Origin of the sequence: Curtobacterium sp. LFS079 (assembly GCF_047977865.1) — a bacterium.
GTDB lineage: Bacteria > Actinomycetota > Actinomycetes > Actinomycetales > Micrococcaceae > Arthrobacter.
In genome coordinates this window covers 25,161-44,663 of sequence record NZ_JBFPFO010000005.1, presented here as the reverse complement: position 1 = coordinate 44,663, position 19,503 = coordinate 25,161, and the positions used below count along the sequence as shown (strand labels likewise).

General features: G+C 64.5%; 17 protein-coding genes. 3 read left to right on the top strand and 14 right to left on the bottom strand.

Annotated features, from left to right (window positions below):
• Positions 1 to 51: 51 nt before the first annotated feature.
• From ACNQPB_RS10270 to galE, 12 genes are all read right to left on the bottom strand, one after another.
• Positions 52 to 1,482, bottom strand: a complete 1,431-nt coding sequence (locus ACNQPB_RS10270) for a peptidoglycan DD-metalloendopeptidase family protein (protein ID WP_498751371.1) — start codon at positions 1,480 to 1,482, stop codon at positions 52 to 54.
• Positions 1,482 to 2,393, bottom strand: a complete 912-nt coding sequence (gene ftsX, locus ACNQPB_RS10265) for a permease-like cell division protein FtsX (RefSeq protein WP_498751370.1) — start codon at positions 2,391 to 2,393, stop codon at positions 1,482 to 1,484. The genes ACNQPB_RS10270 and ftsX overlap by 1 nt, the downstream gene beginning before the upstream one ends.
• Positions 2,390 to 3,154, bottom strand: coding sequence for a cell division ATP-binding protein FtsE (gene ftsE, locus ACNQPB_RS10260; protein ID WP_498751368.1), 765 nt, complete (start codon positions 3,152 to 3,154; stop codon positions 2,390 to 2,392). Before ftsE ends, ftsX begins: the two co-directional genes overlap by 4 nt.
• 246 nt (positions 3,155 to 3,400) lie before the next feature.
• Positions 3,401 to 4,516, bottom strand: coding sequence for a peptide chain release factor 2 (gene prfB, locus ACNQPB_RS10255; RefSeq protein ID WP_498751366.1), 1,116 nt, complete (start codon positions 4,514 to 4,516; stop codon positions 3,401 to 3,403).
• Between the two features lie 84 nt (positions 4,517 to 4,600).
• Entirely contained in the window at positions 4,601 to 5,062 is a 462-nt protein-coding gene (locus ACNQPB_RS10250) for a pilus assembly protein TadG-related protein (protein ID WP_498751364.1), read from the bottom strand.
• Complete coding sequence (locus tag ACNQPB_RS10245; RefSeq protein ID WP_498751363.1) at positions 5,059 to 5,571, bottom strand: hypothetical protein; 513 nt, start codon at positions 5,569 to 5,571, stop codon at positions 5,059 to 5,061. Before ACNQPB_RS10245 ends, ACNQPB_RS10250 begins: the two co-directional genes overlap by 4 nt.
• Complete coding sequence (locus tag ACNQPB_RS10240) at positions 5,552 to 5,968, bottom strand: TadE family protein (RefSeq protein ID WP_498751362.1); 417 nt, start codon at positions 5,966 to 5,968, stop codon at positions 5,552 to 5,554. The genes ACNQPB_RS10245 and ACNQPB_RS10240 overlap by 20 nt, the downstream gene beginning before the upstream one ends.
• Positions 5,969 to 5,971: 3 nt before the next feature.
• Positions 5,972 to 6,217 carry a hypothetical protein gene (locus ACNQPB_RS10235; protein ID WP_498751360.1) on the bottom strand — a complete coding sequence of 82 codons (246 nt, stop codon included), beginning with the start codon at positions 6,215 to 6,217 and terminating at the stop codon, positions 5,972 to 5,974.
• 57 nt (positions 6,218 to 6,274) lie between these two features.
• On the bottom strand, positions 6,275 to 7,216 hold the full coding sequence (locus tag ACNQPB_RS10230; protein ID WP_498751358.1) for a type II secretion system F family protein: 942 nt from the start codon (positions 7,214 to 7,216) through the stop codon (positions 6,275 to 6,277).
• A complete protein-coding gene (locus tag ACNQPB_RS10225; protein ID WP_498751785.1) occupies positions 7,213 to 8,067 on the bottom strand; it encodes a type II secretion system F family protein in 855 nt (284 codons plus the stop codon). Before ACNQPB_RS10225 ends, ACNQPB_RS10230 begins: the two co-directional genes overlap by 4 nt.
• Positions 8,067 to 9,290: a TadA family conjugal transfer-associated ATPase gene (locus ACNQPB_RS10220; protein WP_498751357.1), complete on the bottom strand. Its 1,224-nt coding sequence runs from the start codon at positions 9,288 to 9,290 to the stop codon at positions 8,067 to 8,069. The genes ACNQPB_RS10225 and ACNQPB_RS10220 overlap by 1 nt, the downstream gene beginning before the upstream one ends.
• A gap of 141 nt (positions 9,291 to 9,431) precedes the next feature.
• Positions 9,432 to 10,451: a UDP-glucose 4-epimerase GalE gene (gene galE, locus ACNQPB_RS10215; RefSeq protein WP_498751355.1), complete on the bottom strand. Its 1,020-nt coding sequence runs from the start codon at positions 10,449 to 10,451 to the stop codon at positions 9,432 to 9,434.
• A gap of 174 nt (positions 10,452 to 10,625) precedes the next feature.
• Between galE and ACNQPB_RS10210 the strand changes: the two genes are divergently transcribed.
• The 3 genes from ACNQPB_RS10210 to ACNQPB_RS10200 all read left to right on the top strand — a co-directional run bounded on the left by ACNQPB_RS10210 (position 10,626) and on the right by ACNQPB_RS10200 (position 17,162).
• Complete coding sequence (locus ACNQPB_RS10210) at positions 10,626 to 12,695, top strand: acyltransferase family protein (RefSeq protein ID WP_498751354.1); 2,070 nt, start codon at positions 10,626 to 10,628, stop codon at positions 12,693 to 12,695.
• A gap of 74 nt (positions 12,696 to 12,769) precedes the next feature.
• A complete protein-coding gene (locus ACNQPB_RS10205; RefSeq protein WP_498751352.1) occupies positions 12,770 to 13,747 on the top strand; it encodes a glycosyltransferase family 4 protein in 978 nt (325 codons plus the stop codon).
• A 211-nt stretch (positions 13,748 to 13,958) separates the two neighbouring features.
• Entirely contained in the window at positions 13,959 to 17,162 is a 3,204-nt protein-coding gene (locus ACNQPB_RS10200) for a GH25 family lysozyme (protein WP_498751350.1), read from the top strand.
• A 74-nt stretch (positions 17,163 to 17,236) separates the two neighbouring features.
• Here the strand turns inward: ACNQPB_RS10200 and ACNQPB_RS10195 are convergent, their stop codons facing one another.
• Positions 17,237 to 18,319, bottom strand: a complete 1,083-nt coding sequence (locus ACNQPB_RS10195) for a glycosyltransferase family 2 protein (protein WP_498751348.1) — start codon at positions 18,317 to 18,319, stop codon at positions 17,237 to 17,239.
• A gap of 13 nt (positions 18,320 to 18,332) precedes the next feature.
• Positions 18,333 to 19,475, bottom strand: coding sequence for a glycosyltransferase (locus ACNQPB_RS10190; RefSeq protein WP_498751347.1), 1,143 nt, complete (start codon positions 19,473 to 19,475; stop codon positions 18,333 to 18,335).
• Between the last annotated feature and the right edge of the window lie 28 nt (positions 19,476 to 19,503).

Genomic DNA, 19,503 nt, shown 5'->3' with positions numbered 1-19,503 from the left:
ACGCCAGCGGCAGGCCCCAAAATGCTGCGCGCCGCGCCTTGGCAATGGAAGCTAGAGCAGGGTCATCGGGTCGACGGCGGCCGAGTCGAGCCAAGTCTCGAAGTGCACGTGGCACCCGGTGGAGTTGCCGGTGGTACCCGAGTAAGCGATCAGCTGGCCACGGCTGACCTGCTGCCCTTCGGAAACAACGACGCTGGTGTTGTGATAGTAGACGGTGGTCAGGGAGTGGCCGCCCACAACGCCATGGGAGATCTTGACCCGGTTGCCACCGCCGTCATTGCCCCAACCTGCCGAGAACACCGTTCCCGCAGCAGCGGCGTACACCGGAGTTCCGCAGGGAGCTCCGAAGTCGATGCCGGTGTGCATGTAGCCACCCTGGCCGTAGAAGTCGATGGTACCGGGAGGCGTTGACCGCCAGCCGAAGCCTGAGGTGATCGGTATGTTCGCCGGCACGGGGTGGATCAGGCCGAAGGCCGAGCTCGGAGACATCATCGGCGGGTTGTACGGCTGCGCCGCTTGGCCCTGCGCGCGGGCCGCAGCGGCCGCCGCAGCAGCTATCCGGCGCTGCTCGGCCTCCCAAGCCTCGCGCAGCCTGCGGTCGCGTTCCGCGATCTCCGAGGCCACCGCGACCTGCTGGTCCTTGACCTGCCGAAGCTTGGCCTGGATCCCCGGCTTTGCCGCCTGCAGCTGGCTGTTCAACCGCGTGGTGTCAGCGATGAGCTTGTCCACTTCAGCCTTCTTGGCCGCGGCCTCGTCCCGGGCGGCCTTCTCGCGCGCCAGCGCCGCGTCCGCCTTCGCCTTCAGGTCCCGGATCTCTTCCTCGACGGCGGCAAGGCGCGCCTCGGAGTTCACGTTGGTGGCGTTCTGCTGCGTCAGCTTCGTCATCGCAGCGTTCTGGCCGCGCATGGCCTGATCGGCGAGGTCCATCGTTTCGGTGAGGCTGCCGCTGTCGTTCGAACCGAACAACAGGGCGACGTTGGTGGGAACACCACCGGACTTGTACGCCTGGGAGGCGATCTGGCCGATCAGCTTCTTCGTCTCGCTGATCTTCTGCTTATCGTTTTCCAGCTGTTCAGTGATCTTGGCTTTGTTTTGCTGTGCCAGATCCACCCGTGCCGCGAGGGCTTCGACCTCGCGGACGGCAGAAGCCACACGTCCCTGGGCTTCGAGGAGGGCTTGCTGTGCCCCGGGCAGGCGTCCTTGGTAGATCACAAGGTCTCCGGCAGCCTTGGCAATCTTGGAATCAACGAACTCCAGCGACTGCTCTACCCGCGCCGCTTCGGCTTCCAGTGCCGATTGCTTGTCCTCGAGATCATCGGCCCGGGCGATCGGCGCGGCCGCGCCGAGGCCGGCAGCCAATGTCACCGCAACCGCCGCGGCCACGACCCTTATCCGGCAGGCCGCGAGCCGCAGCTGCACCGGCAACGGGATCCTTCCCGACGCCGGCAGGACACTGTTCTGCTCTTCGCTGCGGTTCATCATTACACCTTCAGGTATCGGCGGAGGGTTAGCAAGGAGGCAATGCCCGCCAGCCCGCCGCCGAGGGCGATCAGGACCGGTGCGACCACGAGTACTTGGGCAGAGGAAATGAACGGCGTATTCAGGAACTGCCGCGACAAGTCGCCATTGAGCCAAAGGGTCACCAGCCACAGGGTACCGGACGCCAGGAGCGCCCCTACTACCGCAGCAATCACGCCTTCAAGGATGAACGGCAACTGGATGACCGTCTTGGAGGCGCCGACCAGACGCATGATTCCGGTCTCGCGGCGCCGGCTGAACGCCGACAATCTGATGGTTGTGGTGATGAGCAGCACGGCGCAGACGATCATGACGACGGCGATTCCCATGGCAACCACGGAAGCACCGTTCATCCAGACGAAGATCCGTTCAAGGACCTGCCGCTGGTCACTGACCGTCTCCACGCCTGGCTGGGAAGAGAAGGTCTCGCTGATGATCTGGTATTTTTCCGGGTCCTTCATATTGATCCGGAAGGACGCTGGAAGCTGGTCCTGGGTCACTGAATCCACGATCGGCGAGTTGGAGAACTGTTCCTTGAAGTGCTGGAACGCCTCCGCCTGCGATTCGAACTGGAAATCACTGATGTACTGCTTCACGGCGGGAGACTCAAGCATCTTCCCGAGGTTCTCCCGCTGTTCATCGGTGACCGCACCCGAGGCGCAGCCGGCCGACGTCGAGGACTCATTACAGAGGAAGATCGCCACCTGGACCTTGTCGTACCAGTAGCCCTTCATCTGATTGATCTGCATCTGCAGCATGCCGGCAGCGCCGACGAAGGTCAGGGATACAAAGGTCACCAGGATGACGGAGACCACCATCGACAGGTTGCGGCGCAGGCCGCTGCCGATTTCCCCGAGGATGAATGCAAGCCTCACAGCTGGCCCCCCGTCGCACGGTCGAGCTCTTCGTCGCTGGCGTCCTTGAGCAGGCGGGACTCCCCCACCACGGGGATCATGGAGGTGTAGAGGGCCTTGGCCTCATCGCGAACCACCACGCCGTTCCGCAGTTCGACGACGCGTTTGCGCATTTCATTCACGATGTCGTCATCGTGGGTGGCCATGACGACGGTGGTTCCGTTCTGGTTGATCTTGTCCAGGACGCCCATGATGCCCATCGAGGTAATGGGGTCCAGGTTTCCGGTGGGTTCGTCCGCCAGGAGGATGCCTGGCCGGTTGACGACGGCGCGTGCGATCGCGACACGCTGCTGCTCACCGCCGGAGAGTTCGTGAGGCATGCGCTTTTCCTTGCCTTCAAGACCTACCGTCTTGAGGACCTCGGGCACGGTTTCCCTGATGATGCTGCGGCTCTTGCCGATGACCTGCATGGCAAAGGCGACGTTGGCGAAGACGTTCTTCTGCGGCAGGAGGCGGAAGTCTTGGAAGACCACGCCGATGCCGCGGCGCAGCCTGGGCACCCGCCAGCTGGAAATGTTCGCGACGTTCTGGCCGGCGACATGGACCGAACCGGAGGTGGCACGGTCTTCCTTCAGGATCAGCCGGAGGAAGGTTGACTTTCCGGATCCCGAGGCGCCGACCAGGAAGGTGAACTCGCCGCGCTCGATCTCGAGGCTGACGTCATCGAGCGCCGGCCTCGCATTGGGGTCGTAAACCTTGGTGACGTTCTCAAATCGGATCATGGCTCTTCGGCAACCCCGACGGACACGCCGCATTGTGCGAAGCTCCAACCGCCGGCGCAGGGGCTTTTCGTTTGGGGAAGAGGGGCACCGGCCCTTCGACTATACGCACGGCCTCCTGGGAACCGCAGGGCTTCCCGGGGCGTGTCGCCGATCCTGTGGCGATCCTGTGCCGAACCTGCGGGGATCCTGCGGGGATCCTGCGACTGGCAGGAATGGCGGCCGGTTCACCTTCGGAGCAGGTTCCAGTCAGTCTGCGGCGTTGCGGTTTCCGGTGCGCCAGCGGATGCCAGCGTCGATGAAGTCGTCGATGTCGCCGTCGAGCACGGCCGAGGTGTTGCCGACCTCGTGCTCGGTCCGGAGGTCCTTGACCATCTGGTACGGGTTGAGCACGTAGGAGCGCATCTGGTCACCCCAGGAGGCTTTGACGTCGCCGGCCAGGGCCTTCTTTTCTGCGTCTTCCTGCTCCTTCTTCAGCAGGAGGAGGCGTGACTGCAGGACCCGCATGGCGGCTGCCCGGTTCTGCAGCTGGGACTTCTCGTTCTGCATCGACACCACGATTCCCGTCGGGATGTGCGTCAGGCGCACAGCGGAGTCCGTGGTGTTGACGGACTGGCCGCCGGGGCCGGATGAACGGAAGACGTCCACGCGGATTTCGTTATCGGGGATCTCGATCGAGTCCGTCTGCTCGATGAGCGGGATGACTTCGACGGCTGCGAAGGAGGTCTGGCGGCGGCCCTGGTTGTCGAAGGGGCTGATCCGGACCAGCCGGTGCGTACCGGCCTCCACGCTCAGCGTGCCGAAGGCGTACGGGGCCTTGACCTCGAAAGTAGCCGACTTCAGGCCGGCTTCTTCCGCGTACGAGGTGTCCATGACGGAGGTGGGATAGCCGTGCCGTTCGGCCCAGCGCAGGTACATGCGCAGCAGCATTTCCGCGAAGTCCGCGGCGTCCACGCCTCCGGCGCCTGCACGGATGGTGACCACAGCTTCGCGTTCGTCGTACTCGCCGGAAAGGAGGGTCACGACTTCGAGCTCGGCCAGGGCTTTCCGGATTGATCCGAGTTCGGTTGCGGCCTCGGCCAGGGAATCCTGGTCGCCTTCGGCCTGGCCCAGTTCGACCAGGACCTCAAGGTCGTCGATGCGGCCGGCGAGCCTGTTCAAACGCTCCAGCTCGGACTGGCGGTGTGACAGCCGTGAGGTGACCTGCTGTGCCGAGGCCGGATCGTCCCAAAGATCGGGCGCCCCCGCCTGCTCGCTCAGCTCGGCGATCTCAGCCTTGAGCTTTTCGACGTCGGACACCTGCTCGATCGAAGAGTAGGTGGAGCGAAGGGCGCGGATTTCCGCGGAAAAATCAATCTCAGCCATGGTTGTTCAAGCCTACGCCATCCGCCGGGCCCGATGTCGTGCCGGGCGGTCCGTGACGAGGACGCCCGGTTCCCGGGCCGGGCTCTAGCGGGTGAGTCGGGAGCGCGCGGTGGACCGCGCTTCGATCGGGATGCCGTCCGGGAGCAGGAAACTCACGACCGGCGGATGCGCGACGGCGGTGAGGACGACGTCCGCGGACGAAGAGTCCGGGCTCCCCGTGCCGCCGCCGACGGCGAGGCCGTCGAAACGGGCGTAGGCGTTGTTTCGCTTCAGGTAGGAGGCCGTCACGTTGCGCACGCGTTCGTTCGTGAGCACCGCGGCCGGCCGGCTGGATCCTTCCGCGGTTCCCCCAAGGGTGTAACTGTCCGCTGCCGCCACCGAGGCGCCGTCGGCCATCGAGAGGAGCTTCTTGTGCTCGATGTACACGGCCGAGGCGGCCGCGACGACGCTCGCGAGGAGCAGGGCGATCAGCGTGAAGCCGATGATCAGCACCATGGTCTGGCCCCGCTCGGAGCTGTCATGGACGGGCAGTCCCCCGGCGTTCATCGGAACCTCCCGACAACCTGGGAAGCGGATGCGTTCAGGCGTCCCGCGTCGAGCCGGAGCGAATCGCCGAACGGCACCATCGGCAGCGGGACCGTGAGGCTCACGGTGACCGTGACGGTCGCGCCCGCGGACATGCAGTCCGCACGGTCGCAGGAGATATCGACCGTCGCGCGCTCTGCAGGGTGGCCGTAATCGGCCAGGGTCAAGACGGCCGATTGTTCAGCCGCCATCCGGGCCCGGCCCGCGTCCGATTGCGCGACAAACACCTTTGCCGCCTGGTCGGCGGCACCGACCACAGCGAAAGCGCCGCTCTGCAGCTGACCCACCGTGACGATGAAATACACGAGCGGAACCATCAACAGCAGTGCCAGGAACGTGAACTCAACAACGGCGCTGCCTTGTTCTTTTCCGGTGCCCGGAGGCGGTCCGTCCCCGGGACGGGGGCGGCAGAGGGCCACCCTGAGGCGGACGCTTAACCGTTTGCGCAAGTCAGCCGGGAAGTGCTGCATGGCCCTTCACCTCCAGCACGGACACCGGCACGCCGAACAGGCCAGCAACCGGAAGAGGCGCCCTGACCGTGACCTCAAGGGTGCGGATGCCCTGCACCTCGGCTTCCGACGTCGAGATGTCCCGGGCGTAGTCCGGGTTCAGGGCGGTGCCGATCAGCTCGGCCGTGCGCTGCCGGCCGTCGGCGGGCGTCCGGTCGGCAAGAGTGCCGTAGCGGGCGCCGGAGGAAGCGGCATCGATCAAGGTGTTGCGGACATGCAGCACAAGGGTCAACTGGATGATCGCAAGAAACAGGAAAGTCAGGAGGCTGCCCACCAGCACGAAGTCGACGACGGCGGAGCCCCGCTCGCCGCTGCGTGTACCCGGGCGCGCTGCACCCGTCCTGGTCTCCGGCCACATGGATTACTTGTTGACCTTGTCCATGGCGTTGTTGAACAACTCCGCGAGCGCCGGGGTTGCCAGGGCGAGCAGGCCGGCAACCAGCGCGGCAGACATGAGGGTGATCATCACCCAACCGGGCACGTCGCCGCGTTCAGAGCTGGCGCCGTCGGTGGCCAGCCGGCGGGTGCACCGGGACGCGATCCCGTCCAGGGACCGGGACAGGTACCCGAGAGTGGTCACCGGAAGGCTCCGGAGTTGCGTTGTCATATACTTCCCCATTTCTTCTTGCGGAACATTTTGTGCAGGTTGTTTCTAGTACGTGCATCAGAAACCCAGATTCAGCGCTGCGACGCCCGGGTAGACCGCAAACACCACTGTCAGCGGCAGGACTCCGAAGACGAGGGGCACCATCATGCCGATTTCCTTGCGGCCCGCGGACTCCATGAGTTCCCGTTTGGCGGTGTCGCGCACGTCGGAGGCCTGAGCGCGAAGGACATCGGCCAGCGGGGTACCGCGTTCGACGGCGACGATCAGGCCGTCGACAAAGCGCACCAACGCACCGAGTTCGGTGCGCGCGGAAAATTCCCGGAGTGCTTCGACCAAGGGCATGCCTGACCGTGTGGCGGCCAGGACCAGGGAGAACTCCTTCGCCAGTTCCCCGTTTGCGGTCCGGCAGACCCGGTCCAGTGCACCGATTGCGCTCTCACCGGCGCCCACCGCCAGCGCCATGAGCTCGGCGAGACTTGGGAACTCCGCGAGCATCCGCCTCTCGCGGCGTTTGATCTGGACACCAAGCATGTAGTCGCGGAACAGGAACCCGCCGAGCGTCGCTCCCAGCACCGAAAGGAGCGCCAGGACGAGGTTGAAGCGTCCCGCCGCGGCGCTGAAGACCGCCAGCACGACAGCCAGGACGAAGCCGCCGGCTGCCCAGAGCAGCTGCTCCGCACGGAAGTCCAAGGCGGTCTTCCCGGAACCGGCCTGTGCAAGCCGCTTGCCCAGGGCCGTGGTCCCGAAGTTGAACCTCGCCAGGTAGTGCAGGCCGTCCTCCACCAAGGGACGCAGGATCCTCTCCAAGGGGCCGAAGGGGGTGACGTTGTGCCCGGAAGCCCGAAGGAGGGTGGATTCAAGACTGTGGGACCGCAGTTGCGGTTCAATCCGTTCCATGAACGGCGTGGCCCGCATGAACGGCATCCGGACGAGGACCAGCCAGAGCCCCGCCCCGAGGACAAGGCCGCAGAACACGGCCATCGCGGTCAAGGTGTTCATCGGAGCACCCTTTCGTCCTCGGGCAGCGCACCGATCCGCAGCATGACGGAGTAGCAGAAGGCCGAAACCAGCAGCCCGCCCACCAAGACGGCAACACCTACGGGCGTGTTGTACGCCTCGATGGCTTCCGGCCGGCTCGCCAGCAGCATCAGCACAATCCATGGCGCCCCGACTGCGAGCCGTGCCGCGTTGATCGTCCACGACTGCCGGGCTTCGAGTTCGCTCCTGGTGCGGGCACTTTCGCGCAGGAACTCGCCGAGGCTTCCCAGGAGGCGGCCGAGGTCCGAGCCGCCGACGTCGCGGGTCATCCGGAGCGCCTCGACAATCCGGTTCGCCACGGGATCGGCCAGCCGGTCCTTCAGTCTGTTCAACGCGGCGTCGAACTGACCGCCGGCGCGGTAGTCGGCGCCGAAGTCCCGGAACAGCCCGCGCAATTCCTCCGGGCCCTTTTGCCCGAGCTGGATCAGTGCTTCGGGCAAGGGCAGGCCGGCCCGGATCGCCGATCGGAGGTGGTCCACGACGTCCGGCCAGAGCCCGCGGAGCATCGCGGTCCGACGTCGCGCCCGCCAGCGCACGATGACAAGCGGGAGCCACGCGCCGAAGAGGCCGAAGCACGCGGCGATCGGCAGGGAGCCGGTGACAATGAAGAAAACCAGGACCACGAAAAGGCCGAGTCCGAGGCAGGACGCAATCAGGCCGGCGGAGCTGACCTTCTCGATGCCCGCGGTCAGGAGGAGGGTTTCCAACCGTTTGGGCCTCTTTTCCCGGGAGACGGCGGGAGGCTGCTCCCACGCGGACCACCAGACAAGGAAGACTCCGAGTCCGCACAGGACTCCGAGCAGCGGCGCCATCATCGCGTACCCAACAGGGCCGCGACGTCGAATCCGGCCCGTGCGAACTTTTCCGATGACGGCATCGAGTTGGCTTTCGGAACGAGTTGGCCCTCCTGCATCGTGAAGACCAGGGAGGATTCGATGATGCCGTTCTCGACACGCCGGCCCAAGGAAAGGATCTCGGTCACCTGGCGGCGTCCGTTGGCGTTGCGGCTGCAGTGGACCACGAGGTCGATGCAGGACGCGACGGTAGGGACGACGAAAGCACTTGAGATGTTTTCCCCTGCCAACAACGGCAGGGTGCAGATCTTGGTGACGGCGTCATGGGCGGAGTTCGCATGGACGGTGCACATTCCCGGCAGTCCCGAGTTCAACGCGATCAGCATGTCCAGGCTTTCGGCCTCACGGACCTCGCCGACCACGAGCCTGTCCGGACGCATGCGCAGTGCTTCCTTCACCAGCCGGCGCAGCGGAATCTCGCCCTCCCCTTCGAGGTTCGGCTGGCGGCATTGCAAGGAGACGACGTCGCGCAGCGGGAACTGCAGTTCGAAGATCTCCTCGACAGTGATGACGCGCTCACGGGAGCCGATGTTCGCGGCAAGGCAATTCAGCATGGTGGTCTTCCCCGCCTGGGTGGCACCGGAGACGAGGATGTTGAGGCCGCTTGCCACGGCCGCGCCGAGGAACCGGGCGGACTGCGGGGTCAGGGTTCCGAGCTCCACCAGGTGTTCCAGGCGGCTGGCCTTAACGACGAATTTACGGATGTTCACTGCCCAATGGCGGCGCGTGATGTCCGGGATGACGACGTGCAGGCGGGAACCGTCCGGCAGCGCCGCGTCCACGAAAGGCGAAGACAGGTCAAGCCGCCGGCCCGAACTCTTGAGCATCCGCTCTACAAGGTCGCGTACCTGCTGGTCGCTGAGGACGGTGGATGTAAGCTCCGACTCCCCGTTCCTCGCCACATAGACTTCGCTGGGAGAGTTGATCCAGATTTCTTCGATCGTGTGATCGTCCAGGTACGGCTGCAGCGGCCCGAAACCAGCGACGGCGTCGAAAACCTGCTTCCGGGCGCTTTCCAGGTGGCCGATCGGAGGCAGCGGGGCAATCAACGCCCGGGCGTCATAGTCGTTGACCGCGGCTTCGACCAGGCGGTGGACTTCGACGGCTTGCTTGAGGGGATCGAGACCACGCCGACGGATCAGTTCCCGGACTTCGTCTTCGACGATGCGGACAGCGTCCATGTCTCCCCCAATGCAACGCTCCCCCTGTCGAGGGAAATAACGTTCAACGGGAACAAGGCTAAGGACTGTACCGCACCGGACCAAGTCAAACGGGCCTGGTTGTGGATAACCACTCCGCAAGCCCGCCGAAAGCCCTCCGGTTCAGCTGGCCTGCGCGTATCCGAAGGGGTTCGAGCTTTGCCACCGCCAGTGGTCTTCGCACATCTGGGTCAGGTTACGGCGGGCAGACCATCCGAGATCGGCCAGGGCAGCCGAAGCGTCGGCGTAACAAATCGCTGCGTCCCCCGCGCGCCGCGGCGCAAATTCGTAGGGAATGGCATGCCCGGCGGCGGCGCTGAAAGCAGCGATCACCTCCAGGACGGAGAATCCATGCCCTGTTCCAAGGTTCCAGCGGAAGGTACCGGTCTTACCCATCAGATAACCCAGGGCCGCGAGATGCCCGTCAGCGAGATCCATGACATGGATGTAATCGCGCACTCCGGTGCCGTCCGGGGTGGGGTAATCGTTTCCGAAAACCATTACCTTTTCCCGGCGGCCGACGGCCACCTGCGCGACGAAGGGGAGCAGATTGTTCGGAACCCCCTGGGGATCCTCGCCAATCAGTCCGGACTCGTGGGCCCCTACGGGGTTGAAGTAGCGAAGAAGCGCAATGCTCCATCGGGGATCGGAAGCGCTGAGGTCCGAGAGGATGTCTTCGATCTGTTCCTTCGTCCTGCCATAGGGGTTGGCCGCATCGAGGGGGAACTTCTCGATGAGAGGTACGTGATCGGATTCGCCGTACACGGTGGCTGACGAGCTGAAGACCAGACGCCGGACGCCCGCGTTATCCATGCTTTCCAGCAGGTTCAGGGTTCCGACCACGTTGTTCTTGTAATACGCCAGAGGCTTTTCGACAGACTCTCCCACGGCCTTCAGCCCCGCGAAGTGGATCACCGCGTCAAAATGGCCTTCGGCAAACAGCTCGTCCAGGGAGCGGGTGTCCAGCAGGTCCCCTTTGCGGAAATCGACGTGTTTCCCGGTGAGCGCCTCCACCCTGCGCAACGACTCCTCGCTGGAATTGGCGAGGTTGTCGAGCACCGTGACTTCGTGTCCGGCGTCGAGCAAACAGAGCGTTGTGTGGGATCCGATGTAGCCTGCGCCCCCGGTGACCAATACCTTCATGCCCCCAATTCTAGAGTCGCAACGCCGGGCTCCCCGCACCGGCCCGCCCGTCGCGGCCTCCGAGGGACCCTGCCGCGATTCACATGGCTCAGGGCCGCGAAGGTAGGATTAGTGGTTGTGTCGCCAACGCTAACCATCGAAAGACCACAGCTTCGCCCGCGAAAAACGTGGCGGTTGGTCCAGACGGGCCACTTCCAGCCGGAGATCCAGGGACTGCGTGCCATTGCAGTGATGGCAGTGGTGGCCTACCATTTCTGGCCCACGCGGCTGAGTGGCGGCTACGTCGGCGTTGACGTCTTTTTTGTCATTTCCGGTTTCCTCATCACGTCCCATTTGTTCCGTGAGGCGACGAAGTCCGGAACGATTTCCCTTGCCGGCTTTTGGGCCCGCAGGATCCGGCGGTTGCTGCCGGCGTCACTGCTTGTCCTCCTTGTGACGTTGCTGGGCGTCTTCCTCTGGGCGCCGAAGTCCACCTGGGAGACCGCAGCCCGGCAGATCGGCGCCAGTGCCCTCTACGTCCAGAACTGGGCATTGGCCGGCGACGCGGTCGACTATTCCGCGCAGCACAACGACGCCTCCGCGGTCCAGCATTTCTGGTCGTTGTCCGTCGAGGAACAGTTCTATGTTTGCTGGCCGCTGCTTTTCCTGGGCCTGCTCTTCGTCTCGGCAAAGCTCGGAAGACTGTTCCCCGGAAAGCCCTGGGCCTCCCCCAGGACGATCATCACAGCAGGCCTCGCCCTGATCGCGGCGGCATCCTTCGCCTACTCGGTCTTCGCCACGGCCAATCAACCGGCCGTTGCCTATTTCGCGACCCCGGTCCGTGCTTGGGAATTCGCAGGCGGCGCACTCCTTGCCCTCATCCTGGGCAACCGTCAGATCCAGGGCAAGCCCGGCACTGCCCTTGCATGGCTCGGGCTCGGGCTGATCGCCTACAGCTCACTTGTGTTCACCTCCGCGACGCCGTTCCCCGGCTGGACGGCCGCCGTCCCGGTAGCGGGGACGCTCCTTGTGATTGCCGGAGCTGCCAGCCCTGGCCCCTACGGACCCCGGCGCTGGCTCACTTTGAAGCCTGTGACGTTCCTCGGCGACGCCTCGTACGGCATCTACCTCTGGCACTGGCCGCTCCTGATCATCGCGCCTTTCGTCCTGGACCGCCCATTGGGCACCGTGGACAAGTTCGTGCTGCTGCTGGCCGCGGTCGCCCTGGCCTGGATCAGCAAAGTCACGGTTGAAGACCCGCTTCGCAAGGGGAAGTTCCTGCGTTCCCGCCTCAAGACCTACCTGCTGACCGCCAGTGCCATGGGTCTGGTCGTTGCGCTTTGCGTCGGCCTCAACAGCCTCGTTCACACCGCCGAAAGCGCCTCGGCAGAAGCCAAGGCCCAGCCCTGCTACGGTCCCGGCGCGCTGAATCCGGCCAACAAATGCGGACCGGTGGCCGGGAAGGGCGAACCGGTTCCCGGTCCGGCGGCTGTTGCCGGACAGAACCGCGAACCGCTGCACCCCGGCTGCCAAGGCGACTACGGCGGCTCCGATCTGGTCAGCTGCGAGCTCGGGGTTCCCGAATCGGAGGCGAAGGACACCGTCGCCATCATCGGCGATTCCCACGCAACAGCCTGGTTCCCGGCCATTGAAGAGCTCGCGGCGAAGCACAAATGGCGGATCAAAACCTTTGCCAAGGCGTCCTGCCCGGCCACGACAGCCCTGCGCATCCTGCCGAATGAGGCAAATGACCAGAATCAGCTCGATTGCCACGCCTGGGGCGAGGCAATCAGCGGCATGCTTGCGCGGGACAAGAGCATCAGCACGGTGTTCACCGCCTCATATTCCACGGCGTATGCTTTCAAGGCTGCCCCCGGCGAGACGCTGGCAAACCCCGCGGTGGATGGCTTCATCGCCGAATGGAAAACGTGGATCGCTTCCGGCAAGAAAGTAGTGGTCTTCGATGACGTGCCCCGCACGAAAGGCCAGTACATCCCGACCTGCCTCGAAAGCCACCCGAACAAACCGCTGGATTGTGCGACGCCCGTGAGCAAAGCCTTCCCGTCCAATACCGCGATTACCCAGGCGGCAACGCGCATGGATGGCCACGGAATCACCAGGATCCGGTCCCGCGATCAACTGTGTGACGCGTCCTTGTGCCATGCAGTGATCGGCACAGTCATCGTGTTCCGCGATTACTCGCACCTCAGTGCCGAGTACTCCGCTGCCTTGGCGCCTTTCATCGATTCCCAGCTGTCCAAGTAACCACGACGGCGGCCCGCGCCCTCCGGGGCGGGGGCCAATCCGTTCCGGCAACCTTTGAAGGAAGGCGGGTCCCCGTGCGGGTACTCCACATCGGCGACATCTCCGGCACGTCCCGCAATGTCATTGCGGTAGCCCGGCAGAAGGGTCTCGACTGGGTCCTTCGCCCGGTCCCTGCCGGGCGTGGCGCAAACCCTGCGCTGATTGCCTGGCAGCGGCTTCGCGACCTGCTGGACACCCGCAACATCCGCCCGCGGCCGGACCTGCTCCACATCAACTACGGGGTTTCCGGATACTACGGCTGGTTCCGGAAGGGAGTTGTCCTCCACCTGCATGGAACGGACGTCCGCCAGGACCTGCATTCGCGCATATTGGGCCCTATCGTAAAGCGGTCCGTCCGGACGGCGGATGCCGTGCTTTATTCAACCCCTGACATGGCGGAACCGGTTCTGGCCCTCCGCCCGGATGCCCGCTGGTTGCCCGCGCCGCTTTCCCGGGAGTCTGAGGTACTGCTTCAACCCACACGTCCCCGCAACGGCAAGAGGATATTCTTCGCGAGCCGCTGGGACGATTCAAAAGGGGCGCCCGAGCTCCTGGAACTAGCCCGGAAGCTCAAGGAAATCCGGCCTGAGCTTGAGCTTCTCGGCCTCCAGTGGGGAACCCGCGCGTCGGAAGCCTCTGCCGCAGGCATCCGACTGCTTCCGCATATGAGCCACGATTCATTCCGCCAGCAGCTGGCCGACGCCGATCTCGTGATCGGGCAGATCAGCTTCGGCGTGCTTGGGTTGAGCGATCTGGAGGCGATGGCCCAGGCCCGTCCGGTCCTTGCCCGGTTCACCGCTGACGATGCCTACGGAAGCGCCGCTCCCATTGCGAACACCGCAGAGGCGGATGCGCTCGGGCTGGTCGAGGACCTGCTCGACAACCCTTCAAAGGCAGCAGCCCTGGGCGAAGCGGCCCGCAGCTGGGCCCTGCAACATCATTCCGCCCAGGCCCTTGAACTGCAGCTGGAAGCCCTCTACGCGCAGATCCTTGGAACCCATTCCGAAGGATAGTCACAGGAGTAACTTCAGTATCCTCCCTCCCCATGCTTCACAACGGTGGTAGGCTGGCGATCGCTGCCGACCTCTTCGTTCCGGGGACCAGACGGTCGGCGCATCGACCGACTAAGCAGCGGCCAAGGGTTATCCGGCCCAGGCCGCAGTCCTGGAGCCAGACATGACGAACTCCCGAATATTCCCGAGAACCAAATTGCCCGCCCGTCGCTTGGCCCGCCCCTTGGCCGCTCTGCTCGCGACGACGGCGGTGCTGTTCGGCCTCGCCGCACCGGTCCAGGCCAGCCCGTCACCCGATCAGGACACTTCTGCCACGGAATCCGGGACCGGCGTCGAAGCCGCCACACCCGCACCTGAACCGGTCGACCTCCGGGCACTCCCGGCGGAGCGCGGACCCTACGGGGCACGTCTCGGACAGGGGGTCAAGTCGCACCAGGCTCCGACTCTCCAGCGCATGCAGCTCAACGTGCAGTCCGCGGAGCCCGCTGCGGCAACCTGGATGCCGCCCGGTGTCCAAGGGCTCGACGTCAGTGGTTGGCAGGGCGATGTCAACTGGACAGCGCAGGCAAACCAGGGCGCACGGTTTGCCTACGTAAAGGCCACCGAGGGCACCGGCTTCAAGAGTTCGAGCTTCGCCTCCCAGTACAACGGATCCAGGAACGCCGGCCTGATACGCGGCGCATATCACTTCGCGCTCCCGAACGACGGCTCCACAGCGGCCGGCCAGGCCGACTATTTCGTCAACAACGGTGGGGGATGGAGCGCTGACGGGTGGACCCTCCCTCCCCTGCTCGACATTGAATACAACCCGTACGATTCGCTGGGCAATACCTGCTACAACATGAGCCCAAGCCAGATCGTGAACTGGGTCAAGGCCTTCTCGAACCAGGTAAAGGCCAGGACCGGCCGGCTGCCAATGGTGTACACGACCACCGACTGGTGGAAACGGTGCACGGGAAACTCACCCGCCCTTGGCGGCCAGCCGCTCCACATCGCCGCCTATTCGACCTGGGTGGGCGAAATGCCTTTCGGCTGGAGCACCTATAGCGTCTGGCAGTACAGCAGTACTGGCCCGTTTGCGGGGGATTCCAACGTCTGGCGCGGCAGCTACGCCCAGCTCCAGAAGTTTGCCGCCAATGCCACCGGTTCGGCGCCCGAGCCCGCCGTGGCCAGCACGGCAGACGTCGTTGCAGCTGACAGCTCCGGCAACCTGTGGCGCTACACGGCCGGCTTCACCGGCACCCTTGGCGCCCCGAAGAAGATCGGAACCGGCTGGCTCGGACTGCGCTCGATCAATGTCATTGACTGGAATGCCGACGGCATCCTTGATCTCGTGGCCCAATGGACTTCGGGAAAGCTGAACGTCTATTTGGGGAACGCATTCGGCGGATTCGCCACCGGCCCGGTGCTGGCGGCCTCGGGATGGGCGGGATATCAGCTGACAATCGGCTACTGGCTGCCCGGAAGCTATTACCCGCAAGTGCTTAGCCGCGACGATGCCGGCACCGTCCGCTTCTCCCCCAACGACTCCGGCGGCCTGCTGGGCACGTCCAGCATCATCGGGCAAGGCTGGGCGAACGTGAACATGACCATGATCGATTTCGACGGCGACGGAAACCCGGACATCCTCGGCCAGGATTCAGACGGCACCATGCGGTTGTTCCGTTCCGGCGGCGACGGACGTTTCATCTACGAGAACCGACCCGTGGTCGGCAACGGCTGGAATGCGATGACAAGCGTTACCGTGGCCAGCGGATTCAATGGCTACGGCTCGGTTGGCCTGATCACCCGCGACAAGTCCGGCGTGCTCAGCTACTTCCCGGTCCCCGGGGGATCGAATTGGGGAACCAAGACGGGGGTGGGCAACGGCTGGAACGGCTTCCTGATCGCAGGCGGCGAGACGATCAACGGCGGCCCGGCCACGGCGCCCCCCTCGCTTACCTCCGCGTCCGACGTCGTAGTCGTCAACACCGCCGGGCAACTGGTGCGGTACCGGCCCTCCGGCGGCGTCATGGGCAGCGGCACCGTCATTGGCAGCGGCTTCAGCGGCGTCCGTTCGGTTCACTCCGCCGACTGGAACGCCGACGGCGCATGGGACGTCCTCGTGCAACAGACCAGCGGCGCGCTCGTACTCTACAAGGGACTGCCCTCAGGCGGCTTTGCGGCGGTGACCCTCGCGTCCTCGGGATTTGCCGGCGTCGACCTCGTGGCAGGAAAATGGCTTAACCAGAGCCGCTTCCCCTCCATCCTCGCCATCCGCGCGGACGGCACCCTCAACCACTATGCCAACACGTCCGGCACCGGGCTCTCCACGCCGGCCGTCATCGGACAAGGATTCGCCCGGCAGCATCTCTCATTGGGCGATTTCGACGGCGACGGCAACCCCGACGTTGCAGCCTCCGATTATCTGGGCACCATGAAGCTGTTCCGTTCCAACGGCGATGGAGGCTGGATTACGGAGTCCCGCCGGGTACTCGGAACCGGTTGGAACGCAAAGACCAGCATCAGCGCCGTCACGGGATTCTCCGGAACCGGTTCCGTAGGCCTGCTCGCGCGCAACACGGCCGGCCAGCTTGATTACTTCCCGTCCAGCAGCGCGGGCTTGGGTCCTGCCACGGCCGCGGGAAGCGGTTTCAACGGTTCCCTGGTGGAAGGCAGTCCCTTGTTGCTCCGGAGCGCCCCGCTCGGCAACGGAGGAAGCAAAGCGACAGTCGACTCCAGCGGCGCCCTGTGGAGCCTCCCGTCCACCGGCACCGGCGGTTTTGACGGACCATTCCAAATCGGCACCGGCTGGAGCGGCGTCAAAAGCGTGCATATCGTCGACTGGAATTCGGATGGCGTTCGGGACGTGCTCACCCAATGGGACAACGGTTCCCTGACCGTCCATTTCGGTTTGAGCACCGGCGGTTTTGCCCGCAGCATCACCCTGGCAGCGTCCGGGTGGGCGGGAATCCGTTTCATCTCCGCTCCGTGGATTACCGGCGCCCCGTACCCTGGCCTGCTCGGGACCACGGCGTCGGGCGATCTCTACTACTGGGCAAACGCCTCGGGTGCGGGACTCAGCCCGGCCCGGAAGATCGGGACAGGCTGGGGTGCGCTCCGCATCGCCGTCGTCGACTACGACGCCGACGGCAAGCAGGACGTGCTCGCGGTCAATTCAGCGGGCAGCATGCTGCTCTACCGTTCGAACGGCCAAGGAGGATTCATGGCGGAGTCCAGGCGCATCGTCGGTTCGGGGTGGTCGGGCATTCCCCAGTTCTCGACCGCAGCCGCGTTCACGGACAGCGGCAGCAGGGGCCTGATGGCGGTCCTTTCCGGGGGCGGCCTGAAGTACTACCCGCTCGTCGGCCCGGGCACTTGGGGAACGCCGGTCACATTGCCGGCAAGCGTGGGCGCCCAACTGGCGTCATACTGAACCGCTCGGACCACATGGGAAAGGTCAGGAAATCCGTACGGATTTCCTGACCTTTCCTTGTGTTTGCTGCGCCGCTATGGCGCCCGGAACAGGTCGTAGAGCCGGAGGCGGATAAAGTGGCGGAAGTTGCTCTCGGCGTCCAGGTTTCCAAGGATGGAGGAGGCGAGGACTCGATCCCATCGCCCGGCCTGTTCGTAGGCGCGAAGCGCCCGCTGCACAGTTGCTTCAGTAAGTCCGGGAGCCCTCAATACCGATAGGAACTTTGAGTCGGCGCGCGCCAGCGGGCGATCGTACGACGCCGACAAGTTCCCCAGCAGAGCCATGAACCTCTTGATCGCCTGCAGGTCCCCTTCGTTCCACAAAGCAGCAGACCCCCGCCGGAACATGCCGGCCAGCAGATTTACCCGCGCAAGCTTAACCGCAATCGAACGTCGGGCCTTGGGAGACAAGGATTCCAGCCAGCTCGGATCCAGGTCGAGTATGGCTCTGAATTCTTCGCCTAACGGCAGGACGGCCGAGGTCACCCGGTCCCCCGCGTCATCGGCCAAGACGTAGCACCCGCGGGCGGGATGGTCTATCTTTTCGCCGGAGAACCACATTTTCAGGCCTGTTTCAAGGTCCTCCCCCGTCCGCAGGCCGTCCTTGTAATGCCAGCCATGAGCGCGGAGAAGCGATGTCTTCCACAGACCCCGCGGCGCGGTGGCATACGCGAGCCGGTCCTTTACCGGATCCAAGCAGGTTGATTTGCCCGGCCGCACCCGGGGCGTGCGGATCCGCTTCCCGCTCCCGCTGCGCAATGGCGCCACAAGCAGGCCCGAACCGGAATGGTCCAGGTGGCGCTTCCATGAATCCAGAGCGCCCGGTTCAAAGTAGTCGTCAGAGTCCAGGACTGTAACGTAATCGGCTTCTGCCGCTGCAAGCCCGAGGTTTTTCGGTCCGCTCGGTGAATTGATCCCGTCATTCAGCTCGAGATAGCGAATGCGGTCTGCGTGCAAAGTGCCGCCGAGCAGGTTCTCAATCGGACTTTGACCCACGTTGTGGCAGACGACCGTGACCCTGATCCGGCTGGGGTCATTGCCATCGAAGCATGAAGCCACTGCCCGGGCCAAGGGCCGCTTCCCCGTATGCACGGGAATCACTACATCAATGCTGCTCATCTTGGCTGCAGGCTTACACAGCACTGGGCGCGGACGCGGCGATCCGTGCGATGGCGCCCTCCCAGGTCTTGTTCTGTTCCTCTGCGGAGAGCGGCACGGCCGCCTTGTCGGACGCCGCCTTCCATCCTTCGACCTTTTCAGGCGTCAGATCGAGCAACGCCATCCTCAACGTCGAAGCCGAGAAATCAGGAGTCACATGACCGAAGCCGAATTGTTCGACGAGCGTCGCCATCGCCGGCGATGGACCGACGATCACGCCCAGGCGCGCTTGCACCGCCTCGAAGAACTTGTTGGGCAGCGCATTCTGCAGATTGAAGTTGGTTGGCGGCAGGAAAACAATCGAGACATCGTAAGCGCTCAGGGTTGCAACGAGGTCCTTGTACGGAACGGGGTCGCGGAAGCTGATCCCCGGAACTCCGGCCGCCAATGCCTTCAACTCCCCGACATAGTCCGGTTCGTTGGGCATGACGATCATGTCCAGATGGAGCCACTCGGGCGCACCCCGCATCGCTTCGATGAAATTCTCGAGCTTCCGGTACCGCTGCCCCGCGGCGCTGTGGATGAGCCTGATGGTCTTGCCCACGGCACGCGGGGAACCTTCGACGTAGGGAGCCGCGTTGGTCACCACTTCGGCAGCGATGCCGTAATCGGCCTGATACTGCCGCGCGATCCCGTCTGACACGGTGGTAAGGGATGCAACTTTCGTAAGGTACTTCCGGCACAGCCAGCGCTGGTAGGGCGCCACGAACAGGCGCCATTTGGTGTCTTCGTCCTTTTCCTTGGGCGCAAATTCGTGAAGGTCCGCATGGACGCCGAGCCTTGGTTCCAGCTCCAGCGCAACAGGAAGCGTATTGAGGTCATTGGCAAGGACGATGTCGAAACGTGCGCCCTGCAGAGCCTCACGTGCTGCCTGGACGGCGCTCAGTCCGCCGTAGACACGCTTGTACCTTCGGGTCATCAACCCCACTCGGTCCGAGGTCCAGCCTCGGGAATCAGCCGGCAGAGCGAAATGCTTCTCGACCCCGCCCGGCCCCTCCCCGTAGCCGCACGTGCTGACCCGGTACTTGTCCTTGAACAGTTCAACCTGCTTCAGGACTCTCGGGTCCGAGGTGATGTTGGAAAAGGAAATTATCAGCAGGGCCGGAGCCTCACTCATGTCGTCAGTCCTTTCAGATTCGAGGGGG

Coding starts and splice junctions, on each gene's coding strand:
- ACNQPB_RS10245 (WP_498751363.1), bottom strand. CDS start 5,571: ATGCAGCACTTCCCGGCTGACTTGCGCAAACGGTTAAGCGTCCGCCTC.
- ACNQPB_RS10235 (WP_498751360.1), bottom strand. CDS start 6,217: ATGACAACGCAACTCCGGAGCCTTCCGGTGACCACTCTCGGGTACCTG.
- ACNQPB_RS10250 (WP_498751364.1), bottom strand. CDS start 5,062: ATGAACGCCGGGGGACTGCCCGTCCATGACAGCTCCGAGCGGGGCCAG.
- ACNQPB_RS10240 (WP_498751362.1), bottom strand. CDS start 5,968: ATGTGGCCGGAGACCAGGACGGGTGCAGCGCGCCCGGGTACACGCAGC.
- ACNQPB_RS10225 (WP_498751785.1), bottom strand. CDS start 8,067: ATGGCGCCGCTGCTCGGAGTCCTGTGCGGACTCGGAGTCTTCCTTGTC.
- ACNQPB_RS10230 (WP_498751358.1), bottom strand. CDS start 7,216: ATGAACACCTTGACCGCGATGGCCGTGTTCTGCGGCCTTGTCCTCGGG.
- ACNQPB_RS10190 (WP_498751347.1), bottom strand. CDS start 19,475: ATGAGTGAGGCTCCGGCCCTGCTGATAATTTCCTTTTCCAACATCACC.
- ACNQPB_RS10220 (WP_498751357.1), bottom strand. CDS start 9,290: ATGGACGCTGTCCGCATCGTCGAAGACGAAGTCCGGGAACTGATCCGT.
- ftsE (WP_498751368.1), bottom strand. CDS start 3,154: ATGATCCGATTTGAGAACGTCACCAAGGTTTACGACCCCAATGCGAGG.
- ACNQPB_RS10195 (WP_498751348.1), bottom strand. CDS start 18,319: ATGAGCAGCATTGATGTAGTGATTCCCGTGCATACGGGGAAGCGGCCC.
- prfB (WP_498751366.1), bottom strand. CDS start 4,516: ATGGCTGAGATTGATTTTTCCGCGGAAATCCGCGCCCTTCGCTCCACC.
- ACNQPB_RS10270 (WP_498751371.1), bottom strand. CDS start 1,482: ATGATGAACCGCAGCGAAGAGCAGAACAGTGTCCTGCCGGCGTCGGGA.
- galE (WP_498751355.1), bottom strand. CDS start 10,451: ATGAAGGTATTGGTCACCGGGGGCGCAGGCTACATCGGATCCCACACA.